The sequence below is a fragment of the Cytobacillus sp. IB215665 genome (genome assembly GCF_033963835.1).
Lineage (GTDB): Bacteria > Bacillota > Bacilli > Bacillales > SM2101 > Nanhaiella.
This window is the reverse complement of the sequence record NZ_JAXBME010000014.1, coordinates 1-16,300: the sequence shown is the minus strand read 5'-3', so window position 1 is coordinate 16,300 and position 16,300 is coordinate 1. Positions and strand designations below refer to the sequence as shown.

General features: G+C 33.9%; 14 protein-coding genes and 1 pseudogene. 9 read left to right on the top strand and 6 right to left on the bottom strand.

Annotation, left to right across the window (positions count from 1 at the left end; all coding sequences use genetic code 11):
- The first annotated feature begins 307 nt into the window (after positions 1 to 307).
- From shc to SLH52_RS15965, 6 genes are all read left to right on the top strand, one after another.
- The gene (gene shc, locus SLH52_RS15990) at positions 308 to 2,182 is read left to right on the top strand and encodes a squalene--hopene cyclase (protein ID WP_320210275.1); all 1,875 of its coding nucleotides are present in this window, start codon (positions 308 to 310) and stop codon (positions 2,180 to 2,182) included.
- A gap of 100 nt (positions 2,183 to 2,282) precedes the next feature.
- Positions 2,283 to 2,486 carry a hypothetical protein gene (locus SLH52_RS15985; RefSeq protein ID WP_214483383.1) on the top strand — a complete coding sequence of 68 codons (204 nt, stop codon included), beginning with the start codon at positions 2,283 to 2,285 and terminating at the stop codon, positions 2,484 to 2,486.
- A gap of 428 nt (positions 2,487 to 2,914) precedes the next feature.
- Complete coding sequence (locus SLH52_RS15980; protein ID WP_320210274.1) at positions 2,915 to 3,454, top strand: HD domain-containing protein; 540 nt, start codon at positions 2,915 to 2,917, stop codon at positions 3,452 to 3,454.
- Between the two features lie 216 nt (positions 3,455 to 3,670).
- Positions 3,671 to 4,399, top strand: a complete 729-nt coding sequence (locus SLH52_RS15975; protein ID WP_320210273.1) for an esterase family protein — start codon at positions 3,671 to 3,673, stop codon at positions 4,397 to 4,399.
- A gap of 210 nt (positions 4,400 to 4,609) precedes the next feature.
- Positions 4,610 to 5,125 carry a YjcG family protein gene (locus SLH52_RS15970; protein WP_320210272.1) on the top strand — a complete coding sequence of 172 codons (516 nt, stop codon included), beginning with the start codon at positions 4,610 to 4,612 and terminating at the stop codon, positions 5,123 to 5,125.
- A gap of 4 nt (positions 5,126 to 5,129) precedes the next feature.
- Positions 5,130 to 5,555: a GNAT family N-acetyltransferase gene (locus SLH52_RS15965; protein WP_413785549.1), complete on the top strand. Its 426-nt coding sequence runs from the start codon at positions 5,130 to 5,132 to the stop codon at positions 5,553 to 5,555.
- Positions 5,556 to 5,902: 347 nt separating this feature from the next.
- Here SLH52_RS15965 and SLH52_RS15960 read toward each other — a convergent pair.
- A pseudogene (locus tag SLH52_RS15960) lies at positions 5,903 to 6,378 on the bottom strand (GNAT family N-acetyltransferase).
- 748 nt (positions 6,379 to 7,126) lie between these two features.
- On the opposite strand from SLH52_RS15960, the gene SLH52_RS15955 reads away from it, so the two are divergent.
- Entirely contained in the window at positions 7,127 to 7,801 is a 675-nt protein-coding gene (locus SLH52_RS15955; RefSeq protein WP_320210270.1) for a DUF421 domain-containing protein, read from the top strand.
- Positions 7,802 to 7,845: 44 nt separating this feature from the next.
- Here the strand turns inward: SLH52_RS15955 and SLH52_RS15950 are convergent, their stop codons facing one another.
- From SLH52_RS15950 to SLH52_RS15940, 3 genes are all read right to left on the bottom strand, one after another.
- Entirely contained in the window at positions 7,846 to 8,310 is a 465-nt protein-coding gene (locus SLH52_RS15950) for a hypothetical protein (RefSeq protein WP_320210269.1), read from the bottom strand.
- Between the two features lie 517 nt (positions 8,311 to 8,827).
- The gene (locus tag SLH52_RS15945) at positions 8,828 to 9,727 is read right to left on the bottom strand and encodes an MBL fold metallo-hydrolase (RefSeq protein ID WP_320210268.1); all 900 of its coding nucleotides are present in this window, start codon (positions 9,725 to 9,727) and stop codon (positions 8,828 to 8,830) included.
- 21 nt (positions 9,728 to 9,748) lie between these two features.
- On the bottom strand, positions 9,749 to 9,991 hold the full coding sequence (locus SLH52_RS15940) for a hypothetical protein (RefSeq protein ID WP_320210267.1): 243 nt from the start codon (positions 9,989 to 9,991) through the stop codon (positions 9,749 to 9,751).
- A gap of 463 nt (positions 9,992 to 10,454) precedes the next feature.
- Between SLH52_RS15940 and SLH52_RS15935 the strand changes: the two genes are divergently transcribed.
- Positions 10,455 to 12,725, top strand: coding sequence for an ATP-dependent helicase (locus tag SLH52_RS15935; protein WP_320210266.1), 2,271 nt, complete (start codon positions 10,455 to 10,457; stop codon positions 12,723 to 12,725).
- A 515-nt stretch (positions 12,726 to 13,240) separates the two neighbouring features.
- Here the strand turns inward: SLH52_RS15935 and SLH52_RS15930 are convergent.
- The gene (locus SLH52_RS15930; RefSeq protein ID WP_320210265.1) at positions 13,241 to 14,248 is read right to left on the bottom strand and encodes a hypothetical protein; all 1,008 of its coding nucleotides are present in this window, start codon (positions 14,246 to 14,248) and stop codon (positions 13,241 to 13,243) included.
- Positions 14,249 to 14,860: 612 nt separating this feature from the next.
- Positions 14,861 to 15,115 (bottom strand): stage VI sporulation protein F, encoded by a 255-nt coding sequence (locus SLH52_RS15925; protein ID WP_214483339.1) that lies wholly within the window; start codon positions 15,113 to 15,115, stop codon positions 14,861 to 14,863.
- Between the two features lie 134 nt (positions 15,116 to 15,249).
- On the opposite strand from SLH52_RS15925, the gene SLH52_RS15920 reads away from it, so the two are divergent.
- Positions 15,250 to 15,936 carry a Crp/Fnr family transcriptional regulator gene (locus SLH52_RS15920; RefSeq protein WP_320210264.1) on the top strand — a complete coding sequence of 229 codons (687 nt, stop codon included), beginning with the start codon at positions 15,250 to 15,252 and terminating at the stop codon, positions 15,934 to 15,936.
- Positions 15,937 to 16,300: the final 364 nt, after the last annotated feature.

Here is a 16,300-nt window from a genome sequence, read left to right as displayed (position 1 = left end):
GAAACAACATCTTTATCTTCTATTTTAGGAACTGTAGCAACAACGTTTATGAAAAGAGGCTAACTTATTGACTGATATTACTCACTAACTGTAATAGAAGTAGATCGTATGAAAATGCATGTACGTACAGTTTCTTTCATTTCTTACTCATACGTATCTATTCTCAGTATTAAAATGATTTTTTTATAGTATTGTTTTCCTGTCACGTCAATATGTACAAGCATACATGAATATATAGTAAGAAGGTTGTTTTAAAAAGCTGATCAACCCTTCTCCCAGGCTAACCACTTTATAAGGAGTGATTATTTTGTTTTCAAACGAAGAAATTCGTGAAGAAATTACAACTATGGTGCATGACCTCCATGAAATACAATATACAGATGGGACTTGGCGATTTTGCTTTGAAGGTCCTCCATTAACGGATTGTTATACTATTATTTTGTTACACTGCCTTGGTATAGTTGATGAATCATTAACATCAAAACTTGCAAATCGATTATTGAGTATACAAAGTGAAAATGGTACTTGGAAGCTGTATGAAGATGAGCAAAATGGAAATTTATCAGCGACCATTCAATGTTACTTCGCCTTATTATGCTCAAAAGCTGTGAAAAAAAATGATGCAAATATGAAGAAAGCAGAACGATACATTAAATCACAAGGTGGGTTGACTAAGGCTCATTTTACAACTAAGTTTATTCTCTCTGTATGTGGCCAATATCCTTGGCCTACAGCATTTTATATTCCTATGTCAATATTAATGCTTCCAAAACTTTCGCCACTTAGCGTTTATTCAATTAGTAATTATGCCCGTATTCATTTTATTCCTATGGCTATTTGTGGAAACAAACGCCTTTCACTTCGCTCTAATCATACACCAGATGTAAGTCATCTATTCACCACGCCTCCTTCTTTATTCACACAAAGTTGGATTAGAGAAAGTAGACTATCACATGAGTTCTTAACACAGCTTAAAAAACTTGCTAGCTATCCGCTATATATCCATGATCAAGGATTAAAAAAAGCTGAAAAGTTTTTACTAGACAGAATTGAAAGTAATGGAACTTTGTACAGTTATGCTACCTCAACTGTCGTCATGGTTTTTGCACTATTAGCATTGGGATACACGAAAGATTCACCGATTATCCAAAAAGCAATTAAAGGGTTGAAATCTCTCAACTGCCAATTTGACGACCAAGTTCATATTCAAAACTCACCCTCAACTGTATGGGATACAGCCTTATTAAGTTATGCGCTCCAAAAAGCAGGAGTTAGTGCAGATGTTTCAATGATACAACATGCTAATGAATACCTACTGTCCCGTCAGCATAAAAAATATGGAGACTGGGCAGTACACAATCCTAATGCAGAACCAGGTGGATGGGGTTTCTCAGATATTAACACGATTATTCCAGATATTGATGATACAACCGTAGCACTAAGAGCTATCACATCAACTGCTCAAACACAACATCGTTTTCAAGTCGCATTATCGAAAGGGGAGAAGTGGCTTCTGTCTATGCAAAATAATGATGGTGGTTGGCCATCATTTGAAAAAAACGTTGACCAAAAATGGTTAGCTACGTTACCAATCGAAAACGCTAATTTTACATTGCGTGACTCATCAACAGCTGATTTAACAGGACGTACACTTGAATATCTTGGAAACTTCGCAGGCTATGACAAAGAACAGCCACAAGTAAAAGAAGCTGTGAATTGGTTAATTCACAACCAAGAAGAGAATGGCTCTTGGTATGGGAAATGGGGTATTTGTTACATTTATGGAACATGGGCTGCTGTTACAGGTTTGAGGGCAGTTGGTATCCAAACAAATCACCCTTGTATACGTAAGGCAATTCGTTGGCTGAAAAATATTCAAAATAATGATGGTGGATGGGGAGAGTCTTGTCGCAGCGCTGAAGTCGAACGTTTCGTACCTTTGCAATTTAGTACACCTTCTCAAACTGCATGGGCTTTAGATGCATTGCTTACTTCTGATTCAAAAATGGAAAGGTCGATTCAAACTGGAATACAATTTTTAATTACAAATAACTATTCTTCTACGCAACTCACCTACCCTACTGGCACCGGATTACCTGGTCAATTTTACACACAATACCATAGCTACAATACAATTTTCCCACTAATAGCACTGTCAAATTATATATTGACAGAAAATTGACAATAATAAAGTAACAAAGAACATATTTTCTGTATTTTTTCTCCTATGTGAAAAGAAACTTTTTGAGATTTTATCTTAATCTATAAGGGGTTGTTACATCTTGTATCGATTATTTTTAAGATGTTTAGAGCTAAAGCAACCAATAGAAGTCATATACATGTCTAAATCTGGTCAAATAACACAAAGGATTTTACGGGTTGAACAAGTAACACCGAGTTATGTGAAAGCGTATTGTCTGTTACGTCATGAACAACGAACATTTAATTTAGCAAATATTTTATCGGCAATCCCAGTTTCACAATGAAAATAAGGCTCGTTTCGTAGTTGGTGAACATCATTTATATATACAACTTTTATCTTTTAAATTATAGGCTGCTTTCGCATCAATTATTGCTTTTCGTAATATGCTGTTATCTTATAGAAAGTTGTTTTCTCTACTAAAAAATATTCACGTATGCAACTAGGTTTCCGGGCATCTTTCTTTCTATAAAATTATAACTAGAACTGTTGAATAACCTTCTATTTTAAGAACGATAACACGAAAGTTTAAGAAGAAAAACAAAATAGAAGTGTTGTATAAGTGGCTATATTGTGCAACGCGACTAAACAATGTGAAAGTACCGTAAAATTTGTAATTAATACAAAATAACTATTCCAATCACCGTGTTTTTTTGTTATTCTAAAAAGAAACACTTTTTTATTGAACTACAATAGAATGGAGGAGAGCAACCTATGAGAGAAGTGACCTTAACAGACCTATTTTCACATCCGATTGCACAAAAATACCTCAATCGTTCTGGAGTCGCTCATGCAATTTCCACCTCCTACCATGCCTTTCATTTAGCAATACAGTATAAAGTTGATGTAGATTTAGCTACAAAAGCAGCACTCTTACATGATATCGGCCATTATGAGTGGTATCAAAACGGCAAATGGGACTTTGAGCAATATCGTCAAAATGATATACATGCGATCAAAGGAGCCGAACGTGCACATAAACTATTAATCCGATTAGGAGAAAAACCTACGAATGCGAAGCAAATTGCATTAGCAGTGTTGCTACACACAGATTCTTACCTTCCTGAAGGCAAGCTAAATACAGATGACTTACAACAGGTTGTAAAATTAGCTGATGAGGCTGACGAAGAACCAAATGGTGAACACCACTATCGAACAATTGAGAAAAAGCTGGCGCTAAAAAAAATCAATAACTTAGATTCACTCATTGATCGCTATTTACAAAATACAACCAGCTTTAAAGAAGCCAATTAATGACAGCAACTACTTCAATTACACACCGTCATACACATGTCATTTAAGTGGGCATATCGATGGTGTTCCTTTCCGCTTGCCTTTTTACTTCCCTTAACTTTATTCTATCATTTATGATCTCTCACACCCTCCTATCATTTTAACAGCATTATACCGTTGTTTATGGTACAATTTGATGATATTAACGTACTATGACAGCTGTAGGAGGTTTATCACATGAACGGTATGAAAGGTAAAATTAAAGAAGTGACTTTAATGAGTGAAGCCCTTAATGAAGAAGTACAAATTCTCATATATGAACCTGTGAATTTTTCACCACTGTATAAGTATCACGTATTAATCGCACAGGATGGCCAGGATTACTTAAATCTAGGGAAAATTGCCAGATTGGCAGATCATCTACTCTCTAAAAAACAAATAGATAACACTATTATAGTAGCTATACCTTATAAAGATGTGAACGACCGAAAAGAAAAGTATCATCCAAATGGAGAAAAACACCAGCAATATATACGCTTTCTAGCAGATGAGTTAACACCATATATCGATAAAGAATATCCAACATTCAATATGGGTATGGGGCGTATACTTTTAGGTGATTCATTAGGTGGAACTGTATCTTTGTTAGCTGCACTAACATATCCACATACATTTGGAAAAATCATTATGCAATCCCCATATGTGAACAACCATGTAATTGATAAGGTAAAAGATTTCAAACTTCCTCATCAATTGGAGCTTTATCACGTAATTGGAAAACAAGAAACAGAAGTAAAGACAACCGATGGACAAATAAAGGATTTTATAAAACCGAACAGAGAATTACATGACGTAATGAAGAAAAAATCCTATCCGATTTTTTATAATGAATTTGATGGCGACCATACGTGGACTTATTGGCAACCTGATCTTAGTCGCGCGCTTAAAATGATGCTGTCTATGTAACAAGATAATTCTTTAAATAGCTAATATATATAATTTTCACTTATTTTGCTATAATAGAAATTATTATATTCAAACATTTTAATAGCATGTAGTCAAAGAGGTAGATGCATTTTTTCTAATTGGTTGTTTCGGAGCCTGCCGATGTACAAACATATGTGTAAAAGATGAGTATAATTAAAGAAAACCACTTTAAGAAAAGGAGCTGAAATCATGAAATACGGAATTGTATTATTCCCTTCAAAACAACTTCAGGATAAAGCGAACTCATACCGAAAGAGATATGACCCTAATTATTCACTTATTCCGCCACACATTACACTTAAAGCGTCATTTGAATCAGATGATAACGATATGAAAGAGATGGTTGAACAATTAAAGGATATAACTGAAAAAGTTCAGCCGTTTAATCTACACGTGTATAAATTTAGCTCGTTTTCACCTGTCAATAACGTCATTTATTTAAAGGTTGACCCTACACCCGAATTATTAAACCTACATGATATGCTTCATTCTGGCTTATTTGCAGACGAACCTGAATATGCATTTGTACCTCATATTACGATAGGACAAAAACTATCGAATGATGAACATTCTGACGTTTTTGGTAGATTAAAAATGACAAATGTAAATTTCGAAGAAAAAATTGACCGTTTCCATTTATTATATCAATTAGACAATGGACAATGGACTGTTTATGAAACATTTCAGTTTGGAAAGGATTGTTAACTGTTTGAAAGTAAAAATAGCTACTACTAACGATGAATATAACGATGCATTATTGGTCCGCAGACAGGTCTTTATCGAAGAACAACAAGTTTCTGAAGTAGAAGAAATAGACAACTTAGAAAATGAAGCAACACACTTTGTTTTGTATGATCATAATCAGCCAATTGGTGCGGGTCGCTTTCGCCAACTTGAAAACACGGGTAAAGTAGAGCGTATTTGTGTTCTTTCAACTAGCCGAAAAAAAGGTAGTGGGAAAATGATTATGGACAAAATTGAACAATATGCCATTGATCAAGGAATTAATAAATTAAAGTTAAATTCTCAAACCCACGCGGAACAATTTTATAAAAAACTTGGGTATGAAACAGTCTCTGAAGTTTTTATGGATGCAGGAATTCCTCACGTTACAATGGTCAAACAATTAACATAACGTCTATAAAATACAGTGTACATTACGCTAATAACGAAAAATAGTTATTAGCGCTTTTTTATTTATCGTCTTCAAAAATAGCGATATTTTCATTGACATTCATTTACGTCTTTGTGTTAGGTGTTACTGATGTTTTATTACCAACCAAATTTTATTACGTTCCTTCTAATGCAACTTTCATTAATGCTTTAAAAAAAGAAGTTCTCTCTTTTGGCTAATTTTTCATCAAAATAATTTTCACCTATTATTTTATAGACATGGTAATAAATTCATACAATTTCTCAATATTAATAAACCCATTAAAAAAAGCTCTTTGATTTATTACAAAAATACGCCAATTTTTTATATTACAGCGATAATTTCATTACAAACTGTTCCCCAATTGGACCGCTTTTTCTTGTACCTGTGTCTTCAAATCCTACTGTTGCATAGAGCTGTTGGGCAGGAACATTTTTATGATTGACTGCTAAAACTATTTCATTACAATTAGGAAATTCAGCTTTAACAAAATCGCTTAAGACGATCATACCTTGTTTGGCATAACCTTTTCCTTGATGCACATGATCAACAGATAATGCGGTTAACAACATAGCTTTCGGTTAACTGAATACTCCTTTACTCGTTCAGTTGAATGTAATAAAAAGAAACCAACAGGTACATTATTATTAACAATCAAAATTCTATGTTGTCCTTCTGTCACCTCCAAAACCTTACTAGGCAATGCAGTAAACTTTACTTGTTCTTCGGGGAGTTTAAAAGAAGATAAGGTTTCAAAATATTCATCCGAAAAATGTTTTAACTCAATGCAATCAATTTTATCCATAGTCTTTATTGCTCCTTATTTTCTTTATATTTTATCACAAGCATAACAATAAGAACATATATTCGTTTTGTTATTGTATTATTTCTACAAGTTTTGTTTAGCAATTCTAGACGATGAGGATATAATTAGGCTACTCTTTCCTACCCAAATGACTCTACTTCAATATATCGACGACAATCACCCCTAATTCCATTTTCTTGGACTAATCATAGTACATTAGCAACAAATTTAATAAAGACTATTTTCTAATTGATTTTCGTACATAAATATAAACACCTAAACATTTTGAACCAGATAAAGTCTTTATCTCCCTGTTCATTTTTACATAATTTACTTAAGAATAGCGCCTTACTATCCGTCTACTACAAAATAAAGCACTTGAAAAGATCATAAAAAATTCCTGGATGTACATCATAATAATGAACTTATAGGAATAGCTAAAGCGACGTTCTTAATAATCATTCGTACATAACCTTGTCATTTTGTATCGCTGTATCGTACTTAAGAAATAACAATTTTTCTTTTTTATCAAGCTGTTTTCGCATTAATTGTTGTTTTTCGTACTTAATCATTAACTTATCTACAAAAAATAATGTCAACTGGCTAACAAATCATTTTTTGTTACTCTAATATTGTCACGTTAGTAACAAAATATATAAAAAAACCATTTACACTAATAGCAATTGCATAAAACCTAGTTAATTAAAAGCAGCATATTTTTTGATTCATTTATAAAGGTGTGCATAACATGGATTATTATCATATAACAATCGAGATTTTTTTTGGCTTTATTGCGTTATTTTTGGTCACAAAAATGTTAGGGAAATCACAAATCACACAAATTACTACTTTTGATTTCATATCTGCACTTGTACTCGGCGAGTTAGTCGGAAACGCATTATTCGATGAAAATACAGGGTTAGGGCAAATAATTTATTCGGTTGCGATTTGGGGATTATTAATTTACACGATGGAAATGATAACTCAAAAATGGAAGAGAACGAGAGCTTTTCTTGAAGGTAAACCATCAATTGTTATTAACAAGGGACAAATTAATTATAATGAATTGAAGAAAAACAAACTTGATATTAATCAATTACAACACCTTCTACGAACAAAGGATGCATTCTCTATTCGGGAAGTTGAATACGCATTACTAGAAACAGATGGAACTGTTAACGTTCTTAAAAAATCCAAATATGCTGCTCCAACACGTGATGATATGAATTTATCTAAAGAAAATGTTGTACTATCAAATACTCTAATTAGTGATGGGGAAGTACTCTGGGAAAATTTAGAGGAAGTTGGCTTCGATACAAAGTGGCTTCAAGGGCAAATTCAAGTTCACGGTGCAACAAAGTTTTCAGAAATACTTTACGCAGAATGGAGAGAAGGAGAGGGATTACACGTCCAGAAGTATTAATGCCTCTCCTTTCTATTAGACTTCGTAATAAAAGTACTTTATGTTTACTTTTGACTATCTAAATTCAACTGACTTTCCGCTTCATTTACACCGTTTTTTGACTTCAAAACAGTTAAAAACATCAACATCAAACTCACTACTCCACTCCAACCTAATATACCTAAGCCATGATCAAATGATTTCTTTCCAAAAAAGAGTATACCTTTGCAGGGCTCGACGCTAAATCGGAAAGGTACCCATGAGTACAACCAATTTCTAGTCACTACTGGTAGAAGTTCAGGAGCCACTGACAGAATAGGTAAGGAAAAAAAGAACAAGAGAATAAGAATTGGAACTGTCATATAGCCAACCCAATATAATAATGCGTTTTGAATCAAAAAAAAGCAAAGTCCTGTGAATAGGAGTAATATGAACATCTCTCCACGATTTGGAATATTTACGCTTAATAATCTTTCTGCTATCAATAAAACAAGACTAGCGATTAGCGTAATAACAATAGCTCCTCCCATTAATTGACTCACAATTGATCGGCTAGTTGGGGTTTGAGTTAATTTCTGACTAAAAAGGAGACTTGTCAATCATTCACACAATTTCCCATCATCATCACATATTTTTCTCATCTTTTTAATGTATCTTATTTGTTATGAACGGTACTTAAGACACACCTCTCTCTTTGAGTCCAACAGTTATTGGACTTTTTTTGTAGTCAAAAGATCGTTTTTTCATACTTGTTGCTGTTTTTAGAAGGTTGTTTTCGCAGATTGTTACTTTCGTATTAAGAAATAAAATATATAAACTCGTGGCGCTATCATCTCTCATATATAACGAAGTCAATTGCATAAATTTCAAAAAGAGATTAATAAAAAAACCAACTCAAATTTATCACATCATAAAAAAATATTAGCTGCATTAATACATAACAGCTAATACCTAGTTATTGTTTATAAATATTGTGAATTCCAACAAACAACAAATGACGAAGCACATATTAGCATTCTGGATGTGTCAAACTAGTACAAACATTCACTAGCTTTTCCAGTTAAATGATAGCGCAAAATCTTTTATAGATAACTCTACTAAGTCGTCCTTTACTAGCTTAGTAGCGTACGCGGTTATCGCTGTACGATACAGCATCCACGATGATACGAATGGCAAAGAAATCTCCCAGGCCTCACATGCATCTCTAACTAATTCTTCATGACTAACACCGGCTTCTTTCAACTTGAAGTAGTCACTCATCCAATCTAATATTTGATGGTGGTATACGATATTGCCTCTAATAGTCCGTTGATAAGCAGTTTCAAACTCGCCGTGTCCAGGTACTACCCCGTAACAATCGATTGTCAAACACTTCTCTAATGTATTTATTGTATGTTGGCAATCTACAATATAAGGAATTTTATGTTTTTGAAGCTGCTCTAAACTAAAATAAGCATCACCACAATATAAAATTTCATTGATTTTTATACCCATTTGATTTTCACTATGTCCTGGAAATGAGATACATTCAAACGTAAAAGCACCTATTTCATGGTTACCTTCATTTAGTACTTGGTCAACTCTAATAGCTTCACCTTCCAAGAACTTATTTCTCATTTCCGGTAAAGGATGGTTTCCTTGAAATAAATATATTGGCTCTAAAATAGGATACCGTAAAATCGCCTCCTCAATTGGAGGAGCCATCGTAAATACATCTTTTGTTTTTTGTAAATGCGCAGCACCTCCAAAGTGGTCTGCATGTGCATGTGTAATAAATAAGTGAGTAAGTGGTAACTGTTCTTTATCAAGCTCTTTAATTACTTTTTTTATTGTACTCTTATCTAGACCTGCGTCAATTAACAAGCCTTGGTCACCTGCTTTAACATAACCAATATTGACCGCAGCATGAAAATAATAACAATCGTGTTGAATATTGCATAACTTCATTTAGTAGTACGCCTCCAATACTCAGACTAGTTCATTTATATATTTCCCTTTACCAGTAATTTCGTAATATAGCTTATCTTCATTTTCTTTCACTTCGTATTTTCTTTTTTGAAGTATTGATATTGGAAATGATTGTTCTTGTAGCCGTACATCTATTGTAGACTTATAAACTGGATTAAATTTCATCATATCTTGCTTGAACGGAATGGTGCGAAGTGCGTATAAACTGTATTGCTCATGATTAATAGGTGCAATTAAAGTCATAGCTATCACCTTCCTTTATATATAAACATTCGATAAGATGCAAGTTTTTTCCTGTATAACTCATAATATTCCAAAACTTCTCGCTTAAATACTAATCAATTAATTGTTGTTTTTCATACTAAGAATAAAAACGTATACTTTATATGTTTATACATCTTTTCTACTGCAAAGCGCACAAGCGTATAAAACTACTTCTTACGATTGTTTACAAATGCAATAAAGTTTTCCTTCGAACAGAGACACTAATTAAAGCATCTCACACCTGTTTACAAATCTCTAAAATAATGCTCCTAGCTTTACAAAGTTTTAGGTCCAAAACACTTAACCTAATATATGGAAAATCATAGAAATACTTTGTGCAAACCCTAAGTATCAACAAATTCTTCAATTCAACTTTTCCTCCATTCACCATTTTGTTATGATAGAAAGGTTAAAAATATACAAGCCATTAGGAGGGTCCTTCATGGACTGTGCAATACATCATGATTGCCTTATTGAACTAGATTCTCAACATAGAGAAAATCTCCAGCGCCTCTATGAAAACAGTCTTCGAGGAGAAATTACTTGTAAAGATTGTGGGGCAGAAGTCCGATTATATCTAGGTATGTCAAAACAACCACATTTTTATCACAAAAAAACACCCTGTCAAAACGCTAAGACGTTATCAGTTCATCAACCAAAAGAAAGGGAAGCTGAGAACACTATTAATTATGTTGAACAAAATGGATTTCGAATACCAAAATCACGTACTATTTCATCAACCGTCTTGGAAAAGCAAATGATATGGCAGCCTGCAAAAACCGTAAAAACAACCCAAATATTTAAATATGAAACAACAAAAGAGTACGTTAAATACGCAACCAACATTCAGCTAGATTCATTACAATGGGATGCGGTAAAGCATACAGAAGGTCCACTTCTTATTCTTGCTGGTGCTGGGAGTGGAAAGACTCGTGTTTTAACTACAAGAACACTCTATATGATTAAAGATAAAAAAGTAGATCCAGCTAGCATGATACTCGTTACATTTACAACTAAAGCGGCAAAAGAAATGAAACAACGCCTACTTTCTTATGGGATATCATCATCAACGATCAGTCGCATGGTAATAGGAACTTTCCATAGTATTTTTTACAAAATACTTCTACACCACACCCCTGAGCAATGGCAAAGTGACAAACTTATCAAATGGGAATGGCAAAGAGAACAGCTTGTTAAACAAGCAGGAATGGAAATCAGTTTAGATGAAAAGCAGTTTGCTTACGACGAAGCACTTCAAAAAATTAGTTATTGGAAAAACACATTGTTGGAACCGATGGATATAAAACCGACAGACGAATGGGAAGAAAAGCTAGGATTTTTATATTTACGCTACGAACAATTGAAACAAGAAAGATCTTTATTCGACTTTGACGATATGCTTGTTGGTTGCTTACGGCTTTTCCAAAATAATGATCAACTGTTAAAAAAGTATCAGCAACGCTTCCACTATTTTTTAATTGATGAATTTCAAGATATTAATAAAGTCCAGTACAAGATCATTCAATTGCTCTCAAATCATACAAAAAACCTTTGTGTAGTTGGGGATGATGATCAATCAATTTATGCCTTTCGAGGAAGTGATCCATCATTTATTTTACATTTCTCTACAGATTATCCTAACTGCAAAACAGTTATATTAGCAGAAAACTATCGTTCTACACATCATATTGTCCAAAGTGCAAATAAAGTTATATCAGAGAATAGTATTCGTCATCAAAAAAATATGATATCACAAATTAATAACCAACATGTTCCAACTGTTTTTTATCCGTATGATGAAGAAGAGGAAGCTACAATGATTGTCACTGATTTAAAAGAAAAAATCGCAAATGGTGCAGAGCCAAATGACTTTGCGATCTTTTATCGAACACACTCCGCTTCTAGAGCCCTATTTGAGAGGTTGACACAGTCTAGCTTACCTTTCACTATTGAACAGGATAGTGAATCTTTTTACCAAAGGAGAACTGTTAAAAGCTTGGTTGCACATTTACGCTTAAGTTTAGACCCAAATAATAGCAATGCTATTCGGGATATCTTAACAGCACAGTTTTTAAAGCAATCAATCTATCAAGATTTGAAAGCAATTACTATATTAGAAGATTGTTCATTTGTAGATGGCCTAGCATTTCTTCAAAATGTCCAACCTTTTCAAAAAAGAAAGTTACAAAAAATAGTACCTTTGTTTACAACTTTAGCTAGTCTACAACCAATCAAAGCTATAGAAAAAATCGAACAAGAGATGGGCTTTGCTGAATTTGTTAAAAAAAGAGGGAATGAAGGCAATGCCATTGAAAGAGGGTCAGATGATGTTCGTGACTTAAAGGTTGTTGCTAAGAAATTTGAAAATCTTACCCAGTTCGTTGAGCACATTGATCACATGATTGCAATGAATAAAGAAATGAAGGAGCTTAGTAAGCAGTATAACAACTCAATCACTTTATCAACAATCCATCGAGCAAAGGGGCTAGAGTATAAAAACGTATACGTGTTAGGAGCTGTGGACGGTAGCCTTCCACACGATTATGCATTAGAATCGTTTCGAAATGGAGATATTCGTATCCTTGAGGAAGAGCGACGCTTATTGTATGTTGCCATGACACGTGCGCAAGACTCTTTATACTTGTCTATACCTCATATGCGACGTGGTAAAAAAGCTAAGCGATCACGTTTCTTAGCTTCAATAATAAGATAATATGCTTTTTTATCTTTTTTGTACTTTTATAAAATGACTACCGGTGAACAAGACTTTACACGGTTTTCATGATTTATATAAAATAAAAAGCTACGAATCTTAGTACGAAAAATATTTACCAATGTGGATACAACCAGACATATTGAGCAAATACCGATACTCATCAGCTCAATTTCTATTGAACGCATTAAAGCTATTTAATAAAGCATTTTTTTGCCTTGTCACTTAGGTGATAGTCTTTGGAGCTGTAAAATTCGATGGTCATCTTAGTGCTTATAATTTTGAAAACAATCAAGAAAGAGCTAGTGATCGAGTTATCCTAGCTCTTCGTTCTTTAAACATACACTTGATTACCTTCGTATTGTAGTCCTTTTAGTTTCCATCAATATTTATATTTTTCACCTTATATATATAAATTTGTTAATATTAATAAGCTAGATATACACAATTAGACGAAGGTAGAATTATTTCTCACTCTTTGACATTAAGATGTTTCAAACTATGTGATCACTGGGTTAATAAAAGAATGGGAAACCAAAGCGTCTTATTCCAAAGAAAGGAAATCCAAAACGACCAAATCTACGGAATCTACGTGGATAGCCACCAAAACCACCAAAACCATATCCAAATCCACCATTAGGGTCGTTAACAAATTGTTGTTGCTCTTCTCTGTTCGCAACTTCCCCCATTGGAACTAACATCACTACTGAATCTCCTTGCGTACCTACAATTATTCCGTCATAATGGCGTCCATCTTTCATTTCCACACAGACAAAGTGGTGCTTATACTTTCTACAGAAGTCCTTCATTTCTTCGGGACTGTGAGCTGGCATTACTTTCTCGTGTGCTGGCATGACATTTTCTTGCATTGGCATCACATTTTCTTGTGCTGGCATAACGTTTTCTTGCATTGGCATCACATTTTCTTGTGCTGGCATGACATTCTCGTACATCGGCATCACATTTTCTTGTGCTGGCATGACATTCTCGTACATCGGCATCACATTTTCTTGTGCTGGCATGACATTCTCGTACATCGGCATCACATTTTCTTGTGCTGGCATGACATTCTCGTACATCGGCATCACATTTTCTTGTGCTGGCATGACATTCTCGTACATCGGCATCACATTTTCTTGTGCTGGCATGACGTTCTCGTACATCGGCATCACATTTTCTTGTGCTGGCATAACGTTCTCGTACATCGGCATTACATTTTCATGCGCTGGCATGACATTCTCATACATTGGCATGACATTTTCATGCGCTGGCATCACGTTACCGTTCCAAGGCATCATATTCCCATGCATTGGCATGACATTTCCATGCATCGGCATGACATTTCCATGCATTGGCATGACATTTCCATGCATTGGCATGACATTTCCATGCATTGGCATGACATTTCCATGCATTGGCATGACATTTCCATGCATTGGCATGACATTTCCATGCATTGGCATGACATTTCCATGCATTGGATTGTGCATCTGATTATGCATATGTGGATAATAATGATTCAACAGTTCATACCTCCCTTATATTTTTCTATGCTATTTTATTCAAATATCGGGATGTTGACACAGGTTTTCACAATTTCATGTAGAGAAATACCCAAGGAATGAATTCTACACCTGCATATGTAAGGTTATACAAATAGACTCTAGCTTGATAGAATAACTAAGTAAAGGCTTTTTACACTTGACTAGGAAATAAGTATACATAGAACGATACTAATATCATCTTTTCTTATACGATTCGCTAGGAACATATAACGCGTTGTAATAGAGTAAAAAACCATCAATGATACTAAAATAAAAATATACTCATACGTGCTCAGTAGCACATGAAAATTATGTGTGCCAAAAATTTTCGTCAGCACTAAAATATAATTATAAATAAGTGCTAAAGTTCATACTATAACTTGGGAAAGGACGTAGTAACTTTAACGAAAACTGATATTTCATTAAAGTAAAAATCCGTTACCTCCCTCTGACTTCACCCTCCTTAAAGAAAAAAAACTTCCAAATGGAAGAGTTTAATTATAGATGAGGATCTATTTCATTGTTACAGCTTGAAATCAGGTGGAGCTTGTTCTCCACCTGATACGTAAAGTTAGTTTAGCTTGAAGGAAGTCACTTTTTGTTTAACATATTTGCAATCGTTCCAAAATCAATCTTTTTCCCATCATTAATAATAGAACTGACGATTTTGTCCTCAAGTTCTTTTGGAACGTCACGTCTAGCTAACTCAGCTACTCTTTTCACAATTTGCCTAACTTGTTTTTCGTCTTGGAAGTTTGCATGTTGTACTGAATTGGCTAATTCGAAAACATCCTTCATTTTGACTCCTGTTTTCTTCTCAATATTTTTAAATAAATTATTATCCATCCCTAAGCCTCCTAACGTGATATATCATATGACTTGATATGCTCAGGTGTGACCGTCACTATAAATGTTCTGTTCGTATCATCAAATTTTTTGTATACTATAAAATATACTTTCAAAGGAAAGTGGGACTCACAATGGATAAATTATTGTTCTTATCTCAAATTAGTTTGTTAGAAGAATTATCGAATGAAGAGTTGCAAGTAATTGATGAATTAAGTTCGATGAAGCCAGTCAAAAAAGGAACAATTATTATAGATCCTAATCTTCCGATAAAAGCTTTGTTTTTATTAAAAAAAGGACAAGTTCGCCTATATCGTATGAATGCACAAGGAAAAGAGTTTACATTAGATATTTTAACTGATGGAAATATTTTCGGAGAAACATCTACCCTCTCTCTTATAGACGATCAAGTATATGCACAAGCAATGACTGACACATATTTATGTGTGATGGGGAAATCAGAGTTTGAATCATTTATCGAGAAAAATCCAAAAATTGCCTTAAAATTTATTTCAATACTCTCTGCTCGGTTAAAAGATATTTACGAGATGAGTGAAAAAATAGCACTTGGCGATGTAAAATATCGTGTCTTATATTTATTACTGAAACTTAGTGAAAAATCCGGCAAAAGAAAAAACGAGTGGCAAACAATTGAAATGAAGCTTACGCACCAGGATATTGCTACAATGGTCGGATCAACCCGAGAGACGACAAGTACAATCATAAGCCAGCTTAAAAAGGAAGGGTTTCTTAAGAAAGGAATTCGCTCATTAGCAATTCATGTCGACAATGTAAATAAACACATTCATAGTCAGTACTGAAGAGCGCTAATATTATTTTTTTAGAATTTGTTGCTACTGTAACTAGATTAGAAAACAAAATAGTTGTATTCGTGTTATCTTCTTCATCCTTTAATCGAAAAACAGCTAATTAAAATTTTGGTGCATTTTTGTTTGTACTTATATTTGAGTTTCTGATGATATAATTTTTATAGTCTTTAGAAAAGAAGCCAGGAAGCCTAGTTGTATACTCAATTATTTTTTAGAATGAAAACAACATGCCATACGAAAACAGCAATTTGTTTTCTAGGAAGAGCAAAATAAGTTTCCAAAATAATAATAGGAGGCTGGGACATAACTAGCTAAAAAAATAAAGAGAGGTGAATTTGAGCTTACTAAAATTCAC